Genomic DNA, 19,801 nt, shown 5'->3' on the forward strand with positions numbered 1-19,801 from the left:
GAGGCCGGGTCGGCTGGGACCTGGGGCCAGCTGAGGCCGGGGCTCAGCCGAGGCCGAGGACCGAGAGGGCGGTGGTCCAGTCGGTGGCGATGGCCTGCTGGGCGGGCACCAGGTTCACCTGGTGGTTGCAGACGGCGCGGTAGAGCTTGTACTCCACGGTGTCCTTGTCGGTGGAGGACAGGCCGCTCGTGCCGGTGGCGTAGCGCGGCTCGGGCCAGAGGTTGTTCGGGTCGGTCGGGTTGCCGCCGAGCGACAGCGGGATGAAGTGGTCCTCCTCGTAGTCCGCCGTGCTGGTGTCGTCGTAGCCGTACTGGGCGATCTGCTGGACCTTCAGGCGGTTGGTGTACGTGGTGGACGGGCGGATCGAGGTGCTGTAGCCCGCGACGCAGATGGTGGAGTCGATGGTGTCCTGGGTGACGTCCGGGTTGGTGGCGCCGGGGGTGCAGGACGGGTCGGGCAGCGGCAGGTAGGCCTGGGAGCAGGTCGCGTCGAGGGCGGCGCGGGTGTGCGCGGCGGCGGTGGGGGCGGCGTGCGCGGTACCGGCGGTCGCGAGGGCGGCCGCGGCGAGCACCACGGTGGCGACGGCGGGGGCGATGCGGTGGGCACGAAGCATGTGGGGAGCTCCCTGTCACGGGCCCGGCGCGGGGTGCCGGGCGGTGTGTGTCCATGTCACCATCTGCGGGTCTATGCGAGTAGACAGGGGGCGGTGAATATCTCACAAAGTGTCAGTCAACGTTCTCGCAGGAAGATTTCGCTTGACGCGGACGCGGACGCGGACGCGGGAGACGGGCGAGTGAGCGGGCGGGCGGGCAGGCGTGTGCGTGGTGAAGAGGCGTGTGGTGGGGCCGCCCGCCGGTGCGCACCTCCGCGCGACCCGCGGTGCGCCACGAGCCGTCGCCCGCGTCGGGTGCCCGTCGCGACCAGGGGTAGGTGCCGGGCAGCAGACGACGGAGGGGGCCGCCATGACCGACCGACTTCCCGGGGTGCCCGCGCAGCCACCGGCGTCCACGGTCGCGTCCACGCCGGCGTCCACCGTCGCGTCCACGCCGACGTTCATGTCGACGTCGGCGCCGACGGCCGTGGCGTGCCTGCCGGTACCGCCCGTGCCGCCGTGGTCGGGCGGTGCTCAGCCGCCGGTGCTGGGGCACGCGGCCCGCAGCATCCCGAAAGCCACCCTCGTCCCGGTGAAAGTGGACGGCCCGCCGCGCAGCTCCGGCTTCGTCGAACACGCCTACCTGCGCAGGCTCGGTCTCCGGCCGGACGAAGTGGCCGCGCTGCGCGGGCGGTTGACGGCCGAGCTGCCCTGGGAGCTGCTCGCCGCCTCCGCCGCCGACCCCGGCGACCGACCGCTGCGGGCCGCCGTACTGGCCGCCGCGCACGGCCCCGCGCTGCGGGCGCTCGGCGGCGAGCTGGAGGGGTTGCGCCGGGCGGACGCCACGGCCGAGGGGCGGGCCCGGGCCGGGCGGGCCGCCGCCGCGAACGCCGCGTACGACCACAACGCGGCCGTCGAGCCGATCGGCATGCTGAACCTGGAGCGCCTGGAGATGGCCCCGGCCGGGATCGAGCGCGGCGAACTGGTCGCCACCGTCCCGCTGGCGCCGCTGGAGGAGACCGCCGTCACCCAGAAGGAGTGGTCCGTCACCTCCAAGGAGTTCAGCTCGATCGTCACCGACTCGCTGGAGAACGTCAGCGAGACCGGCGTCACCGACAACACCGAGCTCGCCCAGTCCACCACCAACCAGCTCCAGCACAGCAACCAGTTCAACGTCACCGGCACCGTCTCCGGCGGCATCTCGCTGATCTCCGGCTCCGCCAGCTCCGGGATGACGAGCCAGAGCGCCGACTCGCAGTCCGCCACGGACAGCCGCAAGCACGCCACCGCGATCACCCAGAAGGCCTCCGCGCGCACCAAGCAGGAGCACAAGGTCACCATCACGACCACCACCGTGACCGGCTCCTCGGAGACCACCACCCGCACCCTCAGGAACGCCAGCCCCACCGACGCCGTCCGGATCGACTACTTCAGCATGATGCGCAAGTGGCGGGTGCGGCTCTACCGCTCAGGGCTGCGGCTGACGTACGACCTGGCGATCCCCGAACCGGCCGGTGCGCTGCGCCAGTCGTACGCCGAACTAGCGTCGCTGGAGGCGCGGTTGGGGCCGTTCCGGTTCGATGTTCCGCACTCCGACATCACCGAGAAGGTCCGCGCCGGGGAGAACCAGGCGCACTACCTGGTGCTCGCCGAGCGGTACGGCGCCGCGGTGCCGCTCGCCCCCGGCCCGCACCCGGACATCCACGTCAACGTCACAGCCCCGAACAACGATGGCGCCGCCATCTTCGACGCGCCGCCGCTCAACGTCCCGGACCGGTACTGGATCAAGAACCTGCAGTTCCGGTTCACCTCGGAGAGCCGCACCGGCGACTACAACTACAACCTCAAGGTGCTCGGCAGCAGCATCCCCGAATGGAACGAGCCGTTCGGCACCCATGGCCCGGTCGACCTCGCCGACCCGGTCAACGGCGCCCTGCTGGCGCACGCGAGCGGGCCCTGCACGGTGAGCTTCCACCTGGTCAACAACCGGCAGACCTGGCTCAGCCTGACCGCCGTCGTCGAACCCACCGACGAGGCGCGACGGCAGTGGCAGAACGACGTCTGGGCGGCGCTGTTCAACGCCGCCCAGACCAAGTACTACGCCGAACAGCAGGACCTCGCCGCCCGCGCCGCCGCGCTGCGCGAACGCCTCAACGGAGTGGACACCCTCACCCTCCGGCGCGAGGAGAGCGACGAGATCATGAAGGGCGTGCTGCGCTTCCTGCTCGGGGCGGACTACCACCTGATGCCGTCCGAGGTGGTGGACGCCTTCAAGGCCTCGGTCGGCAACGACCCCGACCGGTTGGGCCGCGGCGCGGGCTTCCCCGGTGACGACACCGGCTCGCTCGGGACGAGCTCCGCGGCCTGGGCGGCGGTGCTCGGGCACGAGGCGGAGGTGGCCTTCGTCAACCAGGCCATCGAGTGGGAGAACGTGGTCACCTTCCTCTACTCCTACTTCTGGGACGCGCCCGCCGCCTGGCCCTTCGTCAGCCGGATCAGCCACCCCGACGCCAACCGGCAGGCATTCCTGCGGGCGGGCAGCGCCCGGGTGGTGCTCACCGTGCGCAAGGGGTGGGAGGAGGCCTGGGTGCGGTTCGCCGAGGGAGGCTTCCGCGGTGCCCCGCTGCCCGCCGACCACCCGTACCTGACGATCGCCCGGGAGATCGCCGCCTACGACGACCGCAACTATCCGGGCATCCCGCCGGCCAACCCGGGCAGCAGCTCCCTGCTCTTGGAGGACGAGGTGGTGACCACCTGTGCGGCCGTGGTCCAGCCGGCGGCCGGGGGAGCGCCGGTGCTGGTGCCGGTCGCCTCCAGCGAGGGTTTCGACCCGGGCACCGTGGTGGTCGTGGACGAGTACGACGACCGGCGGATCCAGGAGAACGCCACGGTCGTACGGGTGCCGGACGACGGCCACCTGCTGCTGTCCGGGCTGGCCCACCGGCACGACGGCAGTTTGACGCCGTTCCCGGTCCGCCGCCCCGGCCACCGGGGCACGCTGATCGCGAAGTGGAACGAGTACACGCCGACCTCGGGCACGGACATCGCGGTGAGCAGCCCGTTGAAGGACATCGCATGAGTTTCCTGAGGGACCAGGACACCTGCCTGCTGCTGGGCAAGGCGCGCGAGGAGCCGCCGACGGTCTTCGAGTACCTGGCCGCCGAGCTGTGGGTGCGCCACCACTTCGGGGTGGAGTTCGACGCCCGGCCCGGCGCGACCTGGGTGACCTTCCAGCTCGACCGGATCGCGGAGTGGTGGGGCACGCCCGGCCGGGAACGGCTCGGCCCCGGGGAGGCGCTGCCGTACGGGCGGCTCACCGCCCAGCCGCAGGACCCGGTGCTGCGGATGGTGCTCCAGGTGCTGTCGGAGGACCTGCGCAACACCTTCCCTACGGCCAAGGTCGACGCGATCAAGCGGATGCTGAAGGACCGCAGCACCCCGGCGGTCAAGCTGGTCAAGGCCGTCCGCGAACTCACCCCGGGCGGTGCGCTCAAGCCGGACCTGCTCGGCCTGCAGGACCACGTCCCCGAACTGCGGATGGAGGCACTGGAGGTCGGGACGGAGGGCGGCGCCCTCGACACCTACCGCGAACTCCAGGGGAAGGTAGCGGTGTTGCGTGACCCGTGCGGCCGGGTGATCGAGAACCGGCTGGTCGCCATGCAGCGCACCGCGCTCCAGCAGCTGCCGTACTCGGTGGTCGCCGCCGGCACCGACTGGCGGCTCGGGGCCGGGCTGAAGATCCTGCCGATGCCGGTCAACGTCACCGAACAGAACGGCGAGACGTACGTCGACTGGATCTGCTACTGGCCCACCGACCGGGCCGAGTTCCGCGAGTACCCGCGGCCGGCCAACGGGCGTCCGGGATACGACGGGCTGGTGCTGTACCACATCCACCGGGTGCCGCTGCGGGCGGTGCAACTGCCCGACAGGATCCGGGAGGCGATGCTCAACCTGGTACGGGCCCGGCTGCGGCCGGCCCCGCTCGGGCCCACGTTGGTCCCCGAGCTGGCGGTGACGATCGAGCGCGACCGGCGGCTGTTCACCCCCGAGGGCGAGCTGTTCCTGGCCGGGCTCGGCGCGGTCGGGCTGCTGGCCCTCGGGGTGTGGGCGGCGCTGGGCACGGGCGTGGTGACCGGGCTGGGGGTGGTGGCCAAGGGCGGCCTGGTCGCCGCGGCGAACGCGCCCGAGCTGTTCGTCGGGGCGCTCGCCGCGGCGGCCCGGCTCGCGGACCAACTGTGGTCGGTGATATCCCAGTTGGGCTACCTGTTGCCGACCTTCGGGTAGCGGGCGGGTGGTTCTGGTTCTGGTTCTGGTTCTGGTTGTGGATGTGGTGTCGGTGGTGCGGGACTGCGAGCTCAGCGGGGCGGACGCAGGGCGAACACGTCCGGGGCCTGGTTGGTGTCGCCCGGGACGAGGGTGCCGTCCTCCGAGGTGAACACCACCGTGGTGCCGCGGTCGTCGACGTACGGGTCGTACGAGGCGCCGGCGGACTGCGAGCCGTCGGCCGCGAGGCTGACCCGCTCGGTGCGGCCGCTGCACAGGTCGCGCCGGAAGACGTCGCCGGCGCCGTTGGTGTCGCCGGGCACCAGGTTGGCGGCCGTGGAGTCGAAGTAGGTCCAGCGGCCGTCGGCCGTCATCCGGCCGTTGAGGGAGTCGCCGGTGGTCGTCGTCCCGGGCAGGCCGGCGCTGACCAGGGTCTCGGTGCCCTTCGCCAAGTCCCGCACGTACACCTCGAAGTGGTGGTCCGGCCAGTTGTCGCCGTGCTGCACCCAGGCCGAGTAGACGGCGTAGCGGCCGTCCGCGCTGAGCGAGGGGTAGTCCGCTCCGCGCCAGCCGTTCTTGCCGTCCGGGCTGGCCAGGGTGGTCTCCTCGGAGCGCAGGTCGCGGACGTACAGCGGGTAGAGGTGCGGCTTGAGCAGCTGCGGGCGGTCGGCGGAGCGGGGCGACCCGGGGCTCCGGAGGGAGTCACGGACGAACTGCTCGTCGGACTCCTGGTCGGACTCGGCGCCGAGCCGGGTGGCGGCGTCCGGCGAGAGCGCCCCGGGCCGGTCGGGGGCGATGATGTTGGTCGCCTTGGAGATGAAGGCGACGGTCCCGCCGTCGGCGCTGATCACCGGGGATGCGGAGGAGCCGTTCGCCTCCTTGCCGTCCGCGCCGGTGCTGACCAGGCGGTTCTCCCCGGTCCTCAGGTCGTGGACGTAGATGTTGGCGCCCTGCCAGGTGACCGTGCCGGGGGCCAGGTCGGAGCGGTTGGACTGGAAGGCGATGTAGCGGCCGTCCCGGCTGATCGAGGGGTGGCCGGAGAACTTGTCCTTCTGCGGTTGGCCGGGCTCCTCTCCGACGGAGACGAGGGTGGTCTCGCCGGTCCGGCGGTCGTGGACGTAGACGTCGTCGGACCCGAGGTTGGCGCCGGCCACCAGGTTGGTGGCGGAGGAACTGAACGCGACATAGCGGCCGTCGGCGCTGATGGCGGCCTCGAAGGAGGCTCCGTCGGCCTGGACGCCGTCCGGGCCGGTGTCGACCCGCTCGGTGCGGCCGGTCCGCAGGTCGCGGACGAAGACGTCGCTCTTGCCGTTGGTGTCGCCGGGGACGAGGTTGGCGGCCGTCGAGGTGAAGGCGGCGTAGCGGCCGTCGGCGCTCAGGCCGGCGGCGTGCGAGGCGCTGTCGGGCTGCGCCTGGCCGAGGCCGACGGAGACCCGCTCGGTGCCCGGCGTTCGGTGACGGCCGGGGTCGGCCTGGGCGGCCTGGGTGCCGGTCAGCGCGAGGGCGGCGGCCGCGCCGAGTGCACAGGCGGCGCGCAGCAGGCGCCGGTGTGTCGGTGTGGTGCGGGTGGATGTGGTGCGGGTCGGTGTGGTGCGTGCGTGGGTCATCTGATCCCCTCCCCTGGGAACGGCCGGGCCGCGTCGACGATGGCGTCTGGTGGCGTCCGTTCCGGTGACGTCGGGCTCCCCGGCGGCCGGCTCGTGGGTGAGCCAACCGTCGGGTGGTGCTGGTGGTCAACGGTGGTTCGTACGGAACGACGTATTCACGTCAACGGGCCGGGCGTGCGCGCGAGGGCGCCCCGCCGGACAGGGCCCGGGCTTGCTAGCATCCCGCGACACATGCTTGATGAGAGGTCGTGCGGGATGGATTCGGGCGGGCGGACGGAGACGGTGGAGCTCCGCTTCACACCGACGGCCGGAGACTTCCGGGCGGCCTTCGCGGCCCGCGCCCGGGGCACGGTGGCCGGGCGCGCCGCCCGGAGGACGACGAACCTGCTCGCCGGGTGCGCCGCGTTCACCGGGACCGGCGCGGTGCTGACCGCGGCGGCCAACGGCGTGGTCCGGCCACCGGCCGTGGTGATGCTCGTGCTTGCCCTGCTGGTACTGGGAATGCCCTGGCTGCGGGGGTGGCAGGCGCGGCGGCTCGCGGCGGGCAAGGGTGAGTTCCGGGTCCTGGTGGACGCGGCGGGGATGACCGTCACCAATGCGGTGTCCAGCACCGTGCTCGGCTGGCGGGAGCTGCCCTACCACCTGGAGACGCCCGAGCTGTTCGTGCTGCTCGGCGGGAACGAGCGGACGCCCACGCTGACCGTGCTGCCCAAGCGCGGCACGGACGATTCCGGCCGCCTCGGCGAGCTGATCGCCCGGCATTCCTCGGCGCTTCCGCAGGAGCTACCGACGGCATTTCCGACGGCATTTCCGAAGGCGTCTCCGAAAGCGCCTCGGAAGGGCTGAGCGGGCGATCACGGGGCGGGCTCCGGGGCGGGGGCAGAGGCGGACCCCGGGACCACCTCCGCTCGGTGCGCCCGCTGGTCGTAGCGCCAGAGCGCGGGGAGTGCGGCGGCCAGGACGGTGCTGCCGCCCAGGCAGGGCAGGCCGCCGGTGCGCAGCGCGGCCCGGATGCCCTGGCGGGCGGCGAGGCCGCCGGCCCGCAGGTCGCCGAGGGCGGGCCCGGCGGAGCCGGTCAACAGCTCCAGACCGGCGGCGGGGCCGCGGAGTTCGTCCGGAACGGACCGGTTCCAGATCGCGCTGCGAAAGGTGTCGCCGGTCCAGTGGCTGCCGCCCGCAACGGCCAGGCAGATCAGTGCGGCCCACAGGTCGGGGGCGAAGGCGGCCGCGGCGGTGGGCAGTGCCGACCAGGGCGGCGGAGAGCAGGACAAGCCGTCCGTGCCGGTGCACTCGCCCGGTCCAGCCGCCGGTGGCGGCCGCGACCAGGCTGCCGGCCGCGGACGCGGATTATAGCAGGCCGAGCGCCCAGGGGGCGGCCAACTCCTCGGCCGGGAACGGGAACAGGGCGGTGGGCAGGGCGAAACGGTGGCGGCGAGGTCGGCCAGGCAGGTGCCCAGCAGGTCGGGCCGGCGTGCCACGTCCGGGGCCCCGGCGAACTCGCGCAGCGGCGGCGCCCCGGCGTCCCGCGCCGAGGGGACGGGGCGGACGTGGGCGAGCAGGGCGATCGACAGCAGGAAGGTGCCGAGGCCGACCAGGTACGCGGCCGGTGCGCCGGCGGTCGCGATCAGCAGTACGGCGGCCGCGGGCGCGGCCACCCCGCCGATGCTCCGGCGCAGCGAGAGCAGTGCTCCGGCCGCCACCAGCTGATCCGGTGGTACCAGTCGCGGGACCATCGCCTCCAGTGAGGGCTGTTGGAGGCCCTGAACGGCGGCGGCCAGGGCCGTGGCGAGGTAGAGCGGTCAGACGGCGGGCGTGCCGATCAGGGCGTTGGCCAGCAGCAGGGTACTGAGCACGGTGAGCGCGACCTCGGTGGCCAGGGCGACGGTACGGCGGTCGGCGCGGTCGGCGAGCACTCCGCCGTAGAGGCCGAAGAGGACGGTGGGCACGAGTTCGACCGCGCCGACGGCGCCCGCGGCGGGCGGCGAGCCGGTGAGGTCGGCGATCTGCAGCGGGATCGCCGTCATGGTGAAGACCGAGGCGATGCTCGCCGAGGCGCTCCCGCCCGACCGCGAGCCGGATCCGGAGCACTGGCCCGAGTGGACCGCCGCCGACGCCCGTGCCAAGCGCACCGCCCTGCTCGCCTACCGCGACGGCGCCCGGGTGCGCGCCGGAACCCTGCCCACCGAAGACGAACTCCCGGCCATCGAAGCCCAGTTGAGCGCGCTCGGCCGGGCCGGGCCGGGCCGCGGCCGCGCACCGCGCTGCGGCTGCTGCTGACCGTCGACCGGTCCATCATGGGCTGGGTCACCGAGGAGCAGGCCTGGCGACGGGACGCCGCGGAGCGCGCCCGGCCGCCGTTCCCGGACGAGGCCCTGCGCGACCTGCCACTGCTCAGCGAGGCCGCCGACGTACTGCGGATGACCGACCACGACGCCGACTTCGACTACGGGCTGCAGGCTACGGGCTGCGGGTGCTGACCGAGGGGTTTCGGGCGGAGGTCGCGCGGGAGGCGGGGCCGGGCCCGGGGTGAGGGGGATGGGCTAGCGTGTGCGCCATGACCACCCTTGATGCCCGCACCACGGCCCTGGTGCTGATCGACCTGATGGACCGGATCGTCGCCCGCCAGCTCGCTCCGCACACCGGCTCGGAGGTCGTGACGGCCTCGTTGAAGCTCGCCGAGGACTTCCGCGCCGCCGGCGCGCCCGTCGTCGCGGTGCGGGTCGAGCGGCCGGGTGTCGCCGAGCAGCCGCCCGGCAGCGAGCTGACGGCCGAGGTGGAGGCGGCGGCCGACGAGGTCGTGGTGAAGCGCACCATCGGCGCCTTCGAGGACACCGGGCTGCACGAACTGCTCCAGGCCCGCGGCGTGGAGACCCTGGTCTTCACCGGGATCGCCACCAACCTCGGCGTGGAGTCCAGCGCCCGCGCGGCCGCCGACCGCGGCTACCGGCTGGTCTTCGTCGAGGACGCGATGACCGGGCTGACCGAGGCGGAGCACCGGGCCTCGGTGGACCTGAACTTCCCGCGGCTGGGAGAGGTCGTGGCCTCGGCGGACCTGCGGCTGGGTTAGGACCTGTCCGGCGCATCCTGGCGGGGGTGCTCAGGCGGTCGGAATTCGCTGCTCGAATGGCAGTGATTGACTGGCGATGACTTCAGGGCTCTCAGTTGCGGCGGCCGGACGCCCGGGCGGGTCCTACTCCCTCGGCAGTTCCAGGGCGTCGCGCAGGCGTCCGGCGGTGGCGGCGAGGAGGCGGGCGGCGGTGGGTGCGTCCACGTCCGCGAGCAGGACCAGGACGGCGTCCTTCGCCCGGCCGTCGGTGGCGGCGAGGGCGCGGCGGACGGCCTCCTCGTCGGCGCCGGTGGCCTCGGCGACGATCCGGCGGGCGCGGTCGCGGAGCTTGGCGTTGGTGGCCCGCAGGTCGACCATCAGATTTCCGTACGTCCGGCCGAGGCGGACCATCACAGCCGTGGAGAGCAGGTTGAGCACCAGCTTCTGCGCGGTGCCCGCCTTCAGCCGGGTGGACCCGGCGAGCACCTCCGGTCCGACCTCCACCTCGATCCCGAGGTCCGCCGCCGCCGCCAGCGCCGAACCCCGGTTGCAGGCCAGCCCGACGGTCAGCGCACCGGCCGCCCGCGCCGCGCGGACGGCGGCCAGCGGGTACGGGGTGCGGCCCGAGGCGGAGACGCCCACCAGGGTGTCGGCCGGGGTGAGGCCGAGCGCCGCGACGTCCGCCTCGGCGAGATCGGTGCGGTCCTCGGCGCCCTCGACGGCCTCCGTCACGGCCGTCCGGCCACCCGCGATCAGGCCGACCACCAGGCCGGGATCGGTGCCGAAGGTCGGCGGGCACTCGGCGGCGTCCAGGACCCCGAGCCGCCCGGCCGTGCCCGCACCGGCGTAGACCAGCCGCCCGCCGCGCGCCATCCGGGCGGCTGCGGCGTCCACCACGGCGGCGATCGCCGCCAACTGCCCGGCGACGGCGGCGGGGACGGTGCGGTCCTCGGCGTTCATCAGGTGGAGCAGGTCGAGCGTGGGCAGCCGGTCGATCCCGGCCCAGTCGGCGCGGACCGTCTCGGTGGCGGGTACGGCGTCCTGGGTCATCGCGGCCTCGGGGGTGTCCAGGGGTGCCAATGGCTGGTCTCTGCGATCCTACGGGCGCTGTCAGTCCTGTGGGCTGCCGCTCCTGTGCGGGGCCGCCGGTTCGTTCGTCAGGCCATCCAGAAGAAGACGGCCGTCATCCGGCGGTCCGCCAGGTCGGTGCCGTAGTAGTTCGTGGCGCTGTGGATCAGGTTGGCGTGGTAGAGGAGCAGTTGGTTGTAGCGGTTGGGGACGCGGACGTCCTCGGTGAAGTGGTCGGCGGGGACATGGCGGGTGCCGAGGGCCTCGACCAGGTTGTTGTGCGGGGCGTTGACCAGGTTGCCGCCGAGGCGGCCGCCGGGGAACTGCTGCCGGTAGAAGCTGGTGCCGGCGTCCTTGGGTGCGCCCGGGCTCAGGTAGAGCACGGCGGCGTAGCGGCAGAGCGCGCGGGAGTCGGTGTGGGGGCGGGACTCCGACTCGCCGGCGCCGACGACCTGGACGCAGTTGTGGTTGAGCGTGCCGCCGCCCGGAGTGCTCTGCACCCAGAGCCGGGAGGCACCGGTGGCCTTGCGGACCTGGGCCTCGACCCGCGCCAGCTCGTCCGGCTCCAGGCCGGGCATGGTGCGCAGGCCGGGCCAGGTCTCGGGGCGGTACGGGTAGCCCTCGGTCCAGTCGCCGCGTGCCAGGACGCGTTCGCGGACCGCGTCGGGGTCGGGCAGGACGTTGTCCAGGACCCAGTAGTCCCGGCCGCGGGTGGGCTTGCGGTAGGGCAGGACCGGCAGTGCGGTGGACCTGATGGGCTGTGAGGGCATGGGCCGACCATAGGGGCGCCCCGCGTCAACTATCTGCCGTGAACAGGTCAACCTTTCGTCAAGGGATGCGCAGGCGGGAGCGGGTCCCGGGGCCCTCGTCGAGGGATGCGGAGGAAGAGCTTCGCGAGGACGAGGAGGGTGCGCGCCAACAGGATCCCGGCCTCGACGAGTTGGATCGGGACGGAGTGCGCGGAGGGGGGTACTTGAGCCAGGTGCCGGTGGACCGTCGCACCTGTGGGTGCCGGGGCACGCGTCGGAGCTGATGCGGCTGCCGTCCGGCATGACGGCCCCGCGGTTGATCAGCCAGGCGTCGGTGGGCTGCGCGGTGTTCCGCGGCGCGGTCTCGTCGACGGTGGGGTAGAAGGACGGGCGGGCCCAGTGGACCAGGCCGTGGACCGTCGCGACCAGGGCGCCGGTGAGGAACATCGCGGGCAGCGTCCGGCGCGTCAACTGGCCGACGAGGAAGCCCAGGTGCTCCTGGGCCGGCGGCGGCGCACCGACGAACACGCCGATCAGCAGCGGGACCGCGGTGACGGCGGGCTGGAGCGCGGAGACATAGCAGAAGTTCGGCCGGTTGATCGGCGCCAGCAGTGCCCAGCAGTGGGCGTTGTCCCAGCTCTCGGGGCTGTAGCAGCCCGTCCGGCGCCGGTTGGGCGGCGCCGACCGGTCCTTCGGCGTGCCCGCTCCGGACGGCTTCGCGGGCGTCTGCCGGCCCGGCCGGGCCGTCCGGTCAGCCCTCGCGGACGGCGTAGGAGCCGAGCGCGCCCTCCAGTCGGTCGAAGGCCCGGGCGGCGGAGGGGCGGACGGCGTCGGCGATGGCGCCCTGCTCCTCTCCGGCCAGGGTGCGGCGGAAGACCTCGGAGAGCACGGCCCGGTCGACGGCGGCGAGCAGGGCGGCGGCGACTCGGCTCTCGAAGTCGACGCCCCGGGGTCCGTCGGGAGCCGGGTGCACGGCCTCGGCCAGCGCCTCGGCGAGTGCGGCCTCGCTCTGCTCGTTCAGCTCGCGCAGCCGGGCGCCGAGGCCGGGGCTCTCGGCGATGGTGCGGGCGAAGTCGGGGCCGGAGAAGCCGAGTCGCGGGTCGCGCCGGTCCAGGCCGGCCAGGCAGTCGCGGCGCAGTGCGGCGAGGGCGGACTCGCCGGGGGCGCGCTGGGCGACGGCGTGGGGGAGCCGGTCGACGATCTCCTCGTGCAGGTCGAAGAAGAGGTCCTCCTTGCGCGGAAAGTGGTTGGTGACGGTCATCTTGGCGACCCCGGCGGCTGCCGCCACCTCGGCGATGGTCGTGCGGTCGAAGCCGCGCTCGATGAAGAGCCTGGTCGCGGCGTGCGAGATCGCCTCGCGGGTGCGGCGTTTGTTGAGTTCGCGCAGGTTCGGGGCGGTGCCGGTGTCGGTCATGACCCGAGCCTAGCGCAGCTCGCTGGGCCGAGCACAGAAATTGTGCTTGACCTAATCAATGGGTCGGTCCTAAGTTCTTCCCGGGTGGTCGGTGCGGCCGCCGGAGGAGCGACCCAGGGGAGGGTGCATGACCACGTCGGTCACCACGAAGGGCAGGTCGGGCAAGGTGCGGCCGGTGCGGTCCGAGCCCTTGCCGCCGGGCCTGTGGAAGATGGGTGTGGTGCTCGCGCTGGGCCCGATCCTGGCCCTGCTGGACACCACGATCGTCAACGTCGGCATCGATTCGGTCGCCCGCGACCTGCGCAGCTCGATGGTGGGGGTGCAGTGGGTGGCCACGGGGTACCTGTTGGCGATATCACTCACCATGCCGCTCTCGGGCTGGGCGGCCGGTCGGTTGGGGGCCAGGCGGGCCTGGCTCGGCTCGGTCGTCCTGTTCGTGCTCGGATCCGCGCTGTGCGGCCTGGCCTGGTCGACAGGCAGCCTGGTCGCCTTCCGGGTGCTCCAGGGCGTCGGTGGCGGCATGATCCAGCCGCTCGGGCAGACGATCATGGTGCAGGCGGCCGGCCCGATCCGGATCGGCCGGGTGATGGGCACCCTCCTGCTCCCGATCAGCCTGGCCCCGGTGCTGGGGCCGATCCTCGGCGGGGTGGTGCTGGAGCACCTGGGCTGGCGCTGGATGTTCCTGCTGAACGTTCCGGTGGGGCTGCTCACCGTGCTGCTGGCGGCCCGCTGGCTCCCGACCGGAGCCCGGTCCGAGCTCCCGCGGCCGCGGCTGGACGTGACCGGTCTGCTGTTGTTGTCGCCCGGCCTGACGGCACTGGTCTACGGACTGTCCACGGTCGGCGGGGGCGGCGCGGCCAGCCCGGTGGCGGTCGCCGCGGGCACGGTGCTGCTGGCGGCCTACGGGCCGCACGCTCTGCGGGTCGGGCGCTGTGGCGAGCGGGCTCCGCTGATCGACCTGCGGTTGTTCGCACGGCGGGGCTTCGCGGTGGCGACGGCGAACAGCTTCCTGCAGGGAGCCGTGTTGTACAGCTCGATGTTCCTGGTGCCGCTCTACTACCAGCAGGTGGAGCACACCGGAGCGGTGGCGGCCGGGCTGCTGCTGGCGCCCCAGGCGCTCGGAACGGCGGTCACCTCGCTGCTGTCCGGCCGAATAGCCGACCGCTTCGCGCCGCGCCCGCTGATCCTGATCGGCATCGGCTGCTCGCTGCTCGGCACCCTCGCCTTCACCCAGCTCGGTGACGGGTCCGGCCCGGCCGACTGGCTGGTCGTCGGCTCGCTGGCGCTGCGCGGAGTGGGCATGGGGATCACCGTGATCCCCGGGATGGCGGCCGTGTACGCGAGCGTCGAGAAGGCCCAGGTGCCCGCGGCCGCAGGTGCGGTCAACGTTCTCAACCGGCTCGGCGGGGCGCTCGGTACGGCGGTGCTGACCTTGGTCCTCGGACAGGTCCAGGCGGGGCACCCGGACCATCCCGGGGCGGCCTTCGGCGCGACCTTCTGGTGGGTGCTGGCACTGTCGGCGCTCTCGATCGCACCGGCCATGCTCTACCCGGGCTCCGCCCGTACGGCGGACTGACCGGCCGCCGGTCCTTGCTCACCCCCCATTCCCATTCGACCTTTTCGGCCTGTTCCACTCTGGAGGTACCCGTGTTCACCAAGCGCTCCGGCGGTCTGCGGCTGCTCACCGTGCACGCCCACCCCGACGACGAATCCAGCAAGGGCGCGGCCACCCTCGCCCGGTACGCGGCCGAGGGCGTGGACGTCCTGGTCGCGACCTGCACGGGTGGCGAGCGCGGCTCGGTGCTCAACCCGGCACTGGACCGGCCCGAGGTCCGGGCCGACCTCACCCGGATCCGGCGCGAGGAGATGGACGCCGCACGTGAAATCCTCGGTGTACGGCAGCAGTTCCTCGGCTTCGTCGACTCAGGGATGCCGGGTCCGGACGAGCCGCTGCCGGAAGGCTGCTTCGCAGCCCAGCCGTTGGAGGTCGCGGCGGCACCACTGGTCGCGCTGATCAGGGAGTTCCGTCCCCACGTCGTGATCACCTACGACGAGACGGGTGGATACCCGCACCCGGACCACGTGATGACCCACAAGGTCGCCGTCGAGGCCTTCGAGGCGGCTGCCGACCCGAAGCGCCACCCCGGGGCGGGTGAGCCGTGGCAGGTGGCCAAGCTCTACTATCACCTGGCGCTCTCCCGGGCCTGGTTCCAGACGCTGCACGACGCCATGACGGAGCGCGGAGTCGCTTCGGAGATGGGCGAACTGCTCGCCGGCTGGCCCGATACCCCGCCCGCCCTCGCGACCACCACCCGGATCGAGTGCGCCGAGCAGTTCGCCGTACGCGACGCGGCGATGCTGGCGCACGCCACCCAGGTCCAGCCCGGAGTGGCTTTCATGGCCCACCCACGGGACATCGAGCGCGAGGTCTGGCCGACCGAGGACTACCACCTGGCGCGGAGCTTCGTGTCCGGGCCCGGTAACCCGGTCCCGACAGCCGGTGCAGTCGGTGCGGTCGAGAACGATCTGTTCGCGGGGGTGAGGGCGGCGGAAGGGGCTTGAGCGAGATGTTCGAACAGGGCAGGTTGATCTCATGACGAACCCTCAGCCTGCCGCCCCGGACACCCCGAGAACCAGCGGGGGTGGGGGCGCTCAGAGCGCCGCCAGCACCCCACAGAGCGCAAGGAGGCCGCAGATCCCGAAGTTGACCAGCTTGTGTGAGAGGAAGATCGCCGCGAACTCGCGGATCGTCGCGCTCGGCCAGTAGTAGCGGGCAGTGGGCGAGCCGAAGACGTGCCCGTTGACCCCGGTCTTGCGGGCGGTCAACGCGGCCCGGAAGGCGTGGAAGTTGTTGGTCACCACGACGCAGCGGTAGTCGGGCTTGGCCCGCTCCATGATGGCCCTGCTGAAGAGCAGGTTCTCCTCGGTGGTGCGCGAGCGGTCCTCGCGCTCGATGTGCTGGGCCGGGAAGCCGCGCTCGATCAGGTAGGCGGCCATGGCGTCGGACTCCGGCAGCTTCTCGTCCGGACCCTGGCCGCCCGAGGTGATCAGCACCGGCGGGTTGCCGCGCGCGGCCTGCCGCTCGTACACCTCGCGGCCCCGGATGAGCCGGCTGGCCAGCAGCGGCGGGACGCGCTCGCCGCCGATCAGGCCGGAGCCGAGGACGACGACGAAGTCCACGTCCCCTCGCGGCCGGTGGCGACCGTACAGGAAGGCGTAACCGACGAAGCAGACGAACAGGAAGGAGACGTAGCCGACCACGAGCACGGCGGTGCCCGCCAGGATGCCGAGCCGCGGTGAGCGGGTGGCGATGGCGGCGACGAGCAACGCGATGACGGCGATGATGCCCAGTCCGGCGAGTAGGGAGAGCAGATTGGCCGGGCGTCGCCCCTCCTTGCGGATCATCGTCACGCCGTTGGCGAGCAGGAACCAGACCAGGGCCACCGTTCCGATGGTCGGCAACAGGATGATCGCCACCGCCGCGAGCTCCGCCACCAGCGTGGGCGCCCTGCGGAGTTCGGTGAGCAGGGCGAGGGCGAGGAGCGAGACGGCGATGCCGAGCAGGACGGCGTTGCTGAACCGGCGGCGGTCGCGCAGTACCCCGATTCCGCACAGCAGGAAGAACAGGGCGGCTGGGGCATAAGCGAGCATGAGTCGTATCGTAGGGGGAGAAGACTTGTAGATCATCTTCACGAACGGCCCGGTAGCCCCAGGGCGTTCCGTTCCTCAGGCGAAGCGTTCAACGGCGGCGAGCAGGGCCTCCGCCATCCGCGGACTGCCGGTGTGTCCGGCCTCGTCGATCACCGTCAGCCGTGCGTCCGGCCAGGCTTTGGCCAGTTGCCATGGGGTGTGCAGCGGCCCGCCGAGGTCGAGCCGGCCGTGGATCAGCTCGCCCGGGATCCCGGCCAGTCGTCCGGCGTTGCTCAGCAGTTGGCCGTCCGCCAGGAAGGCCCGGTGCGAGAAGTAGTGCGCCGTGATCCGGGTGAAGGCCATCAGGGCGTCGGAGGGGCGGTCGGAGTAGGCGTTCGGCTTGCCCAGCACCTCGTGCGAGATGACCGCGTCCTCCCAGGTGGCCCAGGCTCGGGCGGCGGCCCGACGGACGCTCTCCTCGGGGCTGTTGAGCTGTCGACTGTAGGCGGCGAGCAGGTCGAACACGTCGCCGTCCCGGTCGGCGGCGGGCAGGAAGTCGCGGAACTCCTCCCAGGGGCCGGGCAGGAAGCGGCCGACGCCCTGGTACAGCCACTCGAGTTCCTCCGGGCGCGTCATGGTGACCCCGCAGACCACGATCCCGGAGACCCGCTCCGGGTGGGCCTCGGCGTACGCCAGGATCAGCGTGGATCCCCAGGAGCCGCCGTAGAGCAGCCACTTGTCGATGCCCAGGTGCTCGCGCAGCCGCTCCAGGTCGGCGACCAGGTGTGCGGTGGTGTTGTGCTCCAGCCCGGTCGACGGGTCGGCGGCGTGCGGCAGGCTGCGCCCGCAGCCGCGCTGGTCGTACTGCACGATGCGGTAGCGCCGCGGGTCGAAGTAGCGCCGGGAGCCAGGGTTGTGGCCCGAGCCGGGGCCGCCGTGCACCACCACGGCCGGCTTCCCGGCCGGGTCGCCGGAGGTGTTCCAGTGGATCCGCTGCCCGTCACCGACGTCCAACAGGCCCTGGGCGTACGGCTCGTCGTGGCGGTACGGTTCGGGCATCGGACACTCCTCCGTGAACGTTCGGGCGGGCTGCCGGGTGAGCCTACCCGCCTCCGGGGCCGCGCGGCCGTCGGTTGTCGATCAGATCCCGATGTCCAGCCCGAAGGCGGTGCCGAAGGAGGCGTAGAGGACGCAGAGGACCGGCCCCCGGCCGCTGATGGTGCTCGGCCTCCTGCTCTGCGCCGTCGGCCTCGGCGGGCTGTCGATGTACGGCGAGCACGCCCACACGCTGCCCGGGCCGGTCCGGCAGGCGGTGGACGGCGCCTTCGTCGACGGCATCCACCTCGCGCTGCGCTGCGGTTCGGTGGCGCTCGCCGTCACCGCCGTGCTGGTCGCCGTCCTGCTCGGCCGGGGCCGTCCGCTCGCCGCGGCCGGCCTGGCGACGCGCGGCCGGAGGACGGGGCCCGTTCCGCCTGAACGGAGCCGAGCCGAGCCGGGCGGGCGGCGCGAGTGGAACGGACACGACCGCCTCAGCGGATCCCCTCCACCGCCGCCTGTGCCGCCCGCGCCAGCTCCCGCCGGGCGCCCGCCCGGGTGGGCTGCGGCCCGGGTGGCGGGATCGGCGGCAGGAAGGTGACGTCCGCGACCAGCCCGCGCACCGCGACCACCCGGGCGAGCGAGGTGAGCAGCCCGTCGTCGCCGATGAAGGCGGGCGCGCTGGTCGGCCGTCCGTCCGCCAGCCGGTAGCGGATCGTCACCGGCTGGACGAAGGCGCCCGCCTCCACCGCCGCCTGGAACAGTGCGGGCCGGAACCGGCCGCTCTCCCGCCCGCACCAGGTCGACCCCTCCGGGAAGACGATCACCGGGTGCCCGGAGCGCAGCACCTCGGTCACGGCCGCCACGGTGTCCGGGAGCGTGCGCAGCCGGTCGCGGTCCAGGAACACGGTGCCGCCCCAGGCGACCAGGGGCCCGAGTACCGGCCACTTGCGGACCTCGGTCTTGGCCAGCGAGCGCCCCGGCCGCCCGGCGGCGAGCAGCGGGATGTCCAGCCAGGACACGTGGTTGGCCACCACCAGTGCCCCGTCGGCGCCGACCGCCCCGGCGCCGACCGCCGAGCCGCCGACCGCCGCGCCGCCGTCACTGGCTCCGCCCGCTCGGGCCGTCCCGGCAGTCCCGGTCGTCCCGGTCGTCCCGAGGTTGACGGTCACCCCGAGGGTGCGCAGCAGCACCCGGGCCCAGAGCCGGATCAGCCGGTCCCGGGTGCCGTACGGCAGTAGCCGCACCGGCAGGCTGAGCAGCACACCCACGAGCACCGCGACCAGGCAGGCGGTCAGCCGCAGCGCCCGCCGGGGCTGCGAGACCTCCGGCGTGCGCTCGCCCAGGCAGGTGTCCGGTCGGCAGGGTGCGGTCGGGAGCCAGACGCTCATGACGAGGCGCCCAGGGTGGGTGCTCCGGACAGGAAGTGCCGCAGGTAGCGCGGGTCGGTGCGCTCCAGTGACAGCAGCACGTACAGGTCGGCGCAGTCGAAGTCGGGGTCGTACGCGGGCTCGCCGCAGACCCAGGCGCCGAGCCGCAGGTAGCCGCGGAGCAGGGCGGGCAGGGCGCCGCGCTCGGCACGCGGCACGCCGGTGGCGTCCCAGCGGCGGTGCGGGGTGACCCGGTACTGCTCGGGGGCCAGGTACTGGGCGCTGACGGTGTCCCAGACCCGGGCGGCGGTGCCGCCGCCGTCCTCCAGGCCGATCGAGCAGCAGCCGCCGACCCAGGTGTTGCCGGTGTCGGCGAGGTAGCGGGCGATGCCGCCCCACATCAGGTTGATGACCGCGCCGTTGCCCCGGTGGTCGGGGTGGATGCAGGAGCGGCCGAGTTCGACCAGGCCGGCCCGGACCGGCGACAGCGCGGACAGGTCGAACTCGCCGTCGGAGTACAGCCGTCCGGCCCGGCGGGCGGCCTCGGGGCGCAGCAGCCGGTAGGTGCCGACGACGGTGCCGCCCTCGCCCTCCCGGACCAGCAGGTGGTCGCAGTGCTCGTCGAACGGGTCGATGTCGAGTCCGGCGACCGGGCTGTGCAGATCGGCGCCGAGTTCGGCGGCGAAGACCTGGTGGCGCAGCCGCTGCGCGGCGCGCACGTCGTCCTCGTCGTGCGCGAGGGAGATGGTGTAGGCGGCGGCCGCGGCCGGCTGGTGGCGACGGGCGGGGACCGCCGGGGCGTCGTGGGTGGGGGCGACTGCGGACGGAGCGTACGTGGGGACGGTGGTCATGGCGGACCCTCCAGGGCAGCACGATCGGCGGTGCCGTGGATCGCCAGGGCACCGTCCCGGTCCGCAGGAGTCGGGCATGGATGCGAACCGGTCCCCGTATGTGTCTCCAAGCCGGTTGGCATTCACGTTGCGGCCCGGCGGAGCGCAGATGTGCACCTGTTGAATGGGACCTGGCG

At 73.2% G+C, this 19,801-nt stretch carries 19 protein-coding genes and 1 pseudogene; 8 read left to right on the forward strand and 12 right to left on the reverse strand.

All coding sequences use genetic code 11. The annotated features are described in order from the left end of the window. Nucleotides 1–43: 43 nt before the first annotated feature. Entirely contained in the window at nt 44–613 is a 570-nt protein-coding gene (locus HS99_RS00345) for a hypothetical protein (protein ID WP_030550156.1), read from the reverse strand. 349 nt (nt 614–962) lie between these two features. Here HS99_RS00345 and HS99_RS00350 point away from each other — a divergent pair, with 349 nt between their 5' ends. Together HS99_RS00350 and HS99_RS00355 are read left to right on the forward strand one after the other, a co-directional pair. Further along, on the forward strand, nt 963–3,671 hold the full coding sequence (locus HS99_RS00350; protein WP_141763624.1) for a hypothetical protein: 2,709 nt from the start codon (nt 963–965) through the stop codon (nt 3,669–3,671). Continuing rightward, on the forward strand, nt 3,668–4,876 hold the full coding sequence (locus HS99_RS00355; protein ID WP_030285213.1) for a hypothetical protein: 1,209 nt from the start codon (nt 3,668–3,670) through the stop codon (nt 4,874–4,876). The genes HS99_RS00350 and HS99_RS00355 overlap by 4 nt, the downstream gene beginning before the upstream one ends. Nucleotides 4,877–4,947: 71 nt before the next feature. Here the strand turns inward: HS99_RS00355 and HS99_RS00360 are convergent, their stop codons facing one another. Next, complete coding sequence (locus HS99_RS00360) at nt 4,948–6,462, reverse strand: TolB-like translocation protein (RefSeq protein ID WP_043480290.1); 1,515 nt, start codon at nt 6,460–6,462, stop codon at nt 4,948–4,950. Between the two features lie 231 nt (nt 6,463–6,693). On the opposite strand from HS99_RS00360, the gene HS99_RS00365 reads away from it, so the two are divergent. Next, nucleotides 6,694–7,308: a hypothetical protein gene (locus tag HS99_RS00365; protein ID WP_141763625.1), complete on the forward strand. Its 615-nt coding sequence runs from the start codon at nt 6,694–6,696 to the stop codon at nt 7,306–7,308. A gap of 8 nt (nt 7,309–7,316) precedes the next feature. Here the strand turns inward: HS99_RS00365 and HS99_RS00370 are convergent. Both HS99_RS00370 and HS99_RS48255 read right to left on the reverse strand, forming a co-directional pair. Further along, nucleotides 7,317–8,246, reverse strand: a pseudogene (locus HS99_RS00370) (MFS transporter); the annotation flags it as partial. A 15-nt stretch (nt 8,247–8,261) separates the two neighbouring features. Continuing rightward, nucleotides 8,262–8,486: an MFS transporter gene (locus HS99_RS48255; RefSeq protein ID WP_063737754.1), complete on the reverse strand. Its 225-nt coding sequence runs from the start codon at nt 8,484–8,486 to the stop codon at nt 8,262–8,264. Between HS99_RS48255 and HS99_RS47550 the strand changes: the two genes are divergently transcribed. The 3 genes from HS99_RS47550 to HS99_RS00390 all read left to right on the forward strand — a co-directional run bounded on the left by HS99_RS47550 (nt 8,485) and on the right by HS99_RS00390 (nt 9,529). Further along, complete coding sequence (locus tag HS99_RS47550; RefSeq protein ID WP_050366993.1) at nt 8,485–8,739, forward strand: TetR/AcrR family transcriptional regulator C-terminal domain-containing protein; 255 nt, start codon at nt 8,485–8,487, stop codon at nt 8,737–8,739. The two genes, HS99_RS48255 and HS99_RS47550, sit on opposite strands and share 2 nt — an antisense overlap. A 17-nt stretch (nt 8,740–8,756) precedes the next feature. Continuing rightward, on the forward strand, nt 8,757–8,939 hold the full coding sequence (locus HS99_RS47555) for a TetR/AcrR family transcriptional regulator C-terminal domain-containing protein (protein ID WP_050366994.1): 183 nt from the start codon (nt 8,757–8,759) through the stop codon (nt 8,937–8,939). Nucleotides 8,940–9,016: 77 nt separating this feature from the next. Next, nucleotides 9,017–9,529 carry an isochorismatase family protein gene (locus HS99_RS00390; protein WP_030285216.1) on the forward strand — a complete coding sequence of 171 codons (513 nt, stop codon included), beginning with the start codon at nt 9,017–9,019 and terminating at the stop codon, nt 9,527–9,529. A 123-nt stretch (nt 9,530–9,652) separates the two neighbouring features. Here HS99_RS00390 and murQ read toward each other — a convergent pair whose 3' ends face one another. From murQ to HS99_RS00405, 3 genes are all read right to left on the reverse strand, one after another. Then, nucleotides 9,653–10,558, reverse strand: a complete 906-nt coding sequence (murQ, locus tag HS99_RS00395; RefSeq protein ID WP_030550164.1) for an N-acetylmuramic acid 6-phosphate etherase — start codon at nt 10,556–10,558, stop codon at nt 9,653–9,655. Between the two features lie 107 nt (nt 10,559–10,665). After that, nucleotides 10,666–11,346 (reverse strand): DUF6445 family protein, encoded by a 681-nt coding sequence (locus tag HS99_RS00400; RefSeq protein ID WP_030285219.1) that lies wholly within the window; start codon nt 11,344–11,346, stop codon nt 10,666–10,668. Between the two features lie 730 nt (nt 11,347–12,076). After that, entirely contained in the window at nt 12,077–12,739 is a 663-nt protein-coding gene (locus HS99_RS00405) for a TetR/AcrR family transcriptional regulator (RefSeq protein WP_030285226.1), read from the reverse strand. Nucleotides 12,740–12,866: 127 nt separating this feature from the next. Here HS99_RS00405 and HS99_RS00410 point away from each other — a divergent pair, with 127 nt between their 5' ends. Further along, on the forward strand, nt 12,867–14,315 hold the full coding sequence (locus tag HS99_RS00410) for an MDR family MFS transporter (protein ID WP_094742839.1): 1,449 nt from the start codon (nt 12,867–12,869) through the stop codon (nt 14,313–14,315). 71 nt (nt 14,316–14,386) lie between these two features. Continuing rightward, on the forward strand, nt 14,387–15,301 hold the full coding sequence (gene mca / locus HS99_RS00415) for a mycothiol conjugate amidase Mca (protein ID WP_170066654.1): 915 nt from the start codon (nt 14,387–14,389) through the stop codon (nt 15,299–15,301). Nucleotides 15,302–15,391: 90 nt separating this feature from the next. Here the strand turns inward: mca and HS99_RS00420 are convergent, their stop codons facing one another. From HS99_RS00420 to HS99_RS00440, 5 genes are all read right to left on the reverse strand, one after another. After that, a complete protein-coding gene (locus HS99_RS00420; protein ID WP_030285232.1) occupies nt 15,392–16,390 on the reverse strand; it encodes a YdcF family protein in 999 nt (332 codons plus the stop codon). Between the two features lie 75 nt (nt 16,391–16,465). Continuing rightward, entirely contained in the window at nt 16,466–17,428 is a 963-nt protein-coding gene (pip, locus tag HS99_RS00425) for a prolyl aminopeptidase (protein ID WP_030550170.1), read from the reverse strand. Nucleotides 17,429–17,509: 81 nt separating this feature from the next. After that, complete coding sequence (locus tag HS99_RS42995) at nt 17,510–17,707, reverse strand: hypothetical protein (RefSeq protein WP_141763626.1); 198 nt, start codon at nt 17,705–17,707, stop codon at nt 17,510–17,512. A 191-nt stretch (nt 17,708–17,898) separates the two neighbouring features. Beyond that, nucleotides 17,899–18,795 (reverse strand): lysophospholipid acyltransferase family protein, encoded by an 897-nt coding sequence (locus HS99_RS00435; protein ID WP_043480293.1) that lies wholly within the window; start codon nt 18,793–18,795, stop codon nt 17,899–17,901. Then, nucleotides 18,792–19,625 (reverse strand): GNAT family N-acetyltransferase, encoded by an 834-nt coding sequence (locus HS99_RS00440; RefSeq protein WP_030285240.1) that lies wholly within the window; start codon nt 19,623–19,625, stop codon nt 18,792–18,794. The genes HS99_RS00435 and HS99_RS00440 overlap by 4 nt, the downstream gene beginning before the upstream one ends. Nucleotides 19,626–19,801: the final 176 nt, after the last annotated feature.

Source organism: Kitasatospora aureofaciens (genome assembly GCF_001188955.3).
In the GTDB taxonomy this organism is placed as follows: Bacteria; Actinomycetota; Actinomycetes; order Streptomycetales; family Streptomycetaceae; genus Kitasatospora; species Kitasatospora aureofaciens.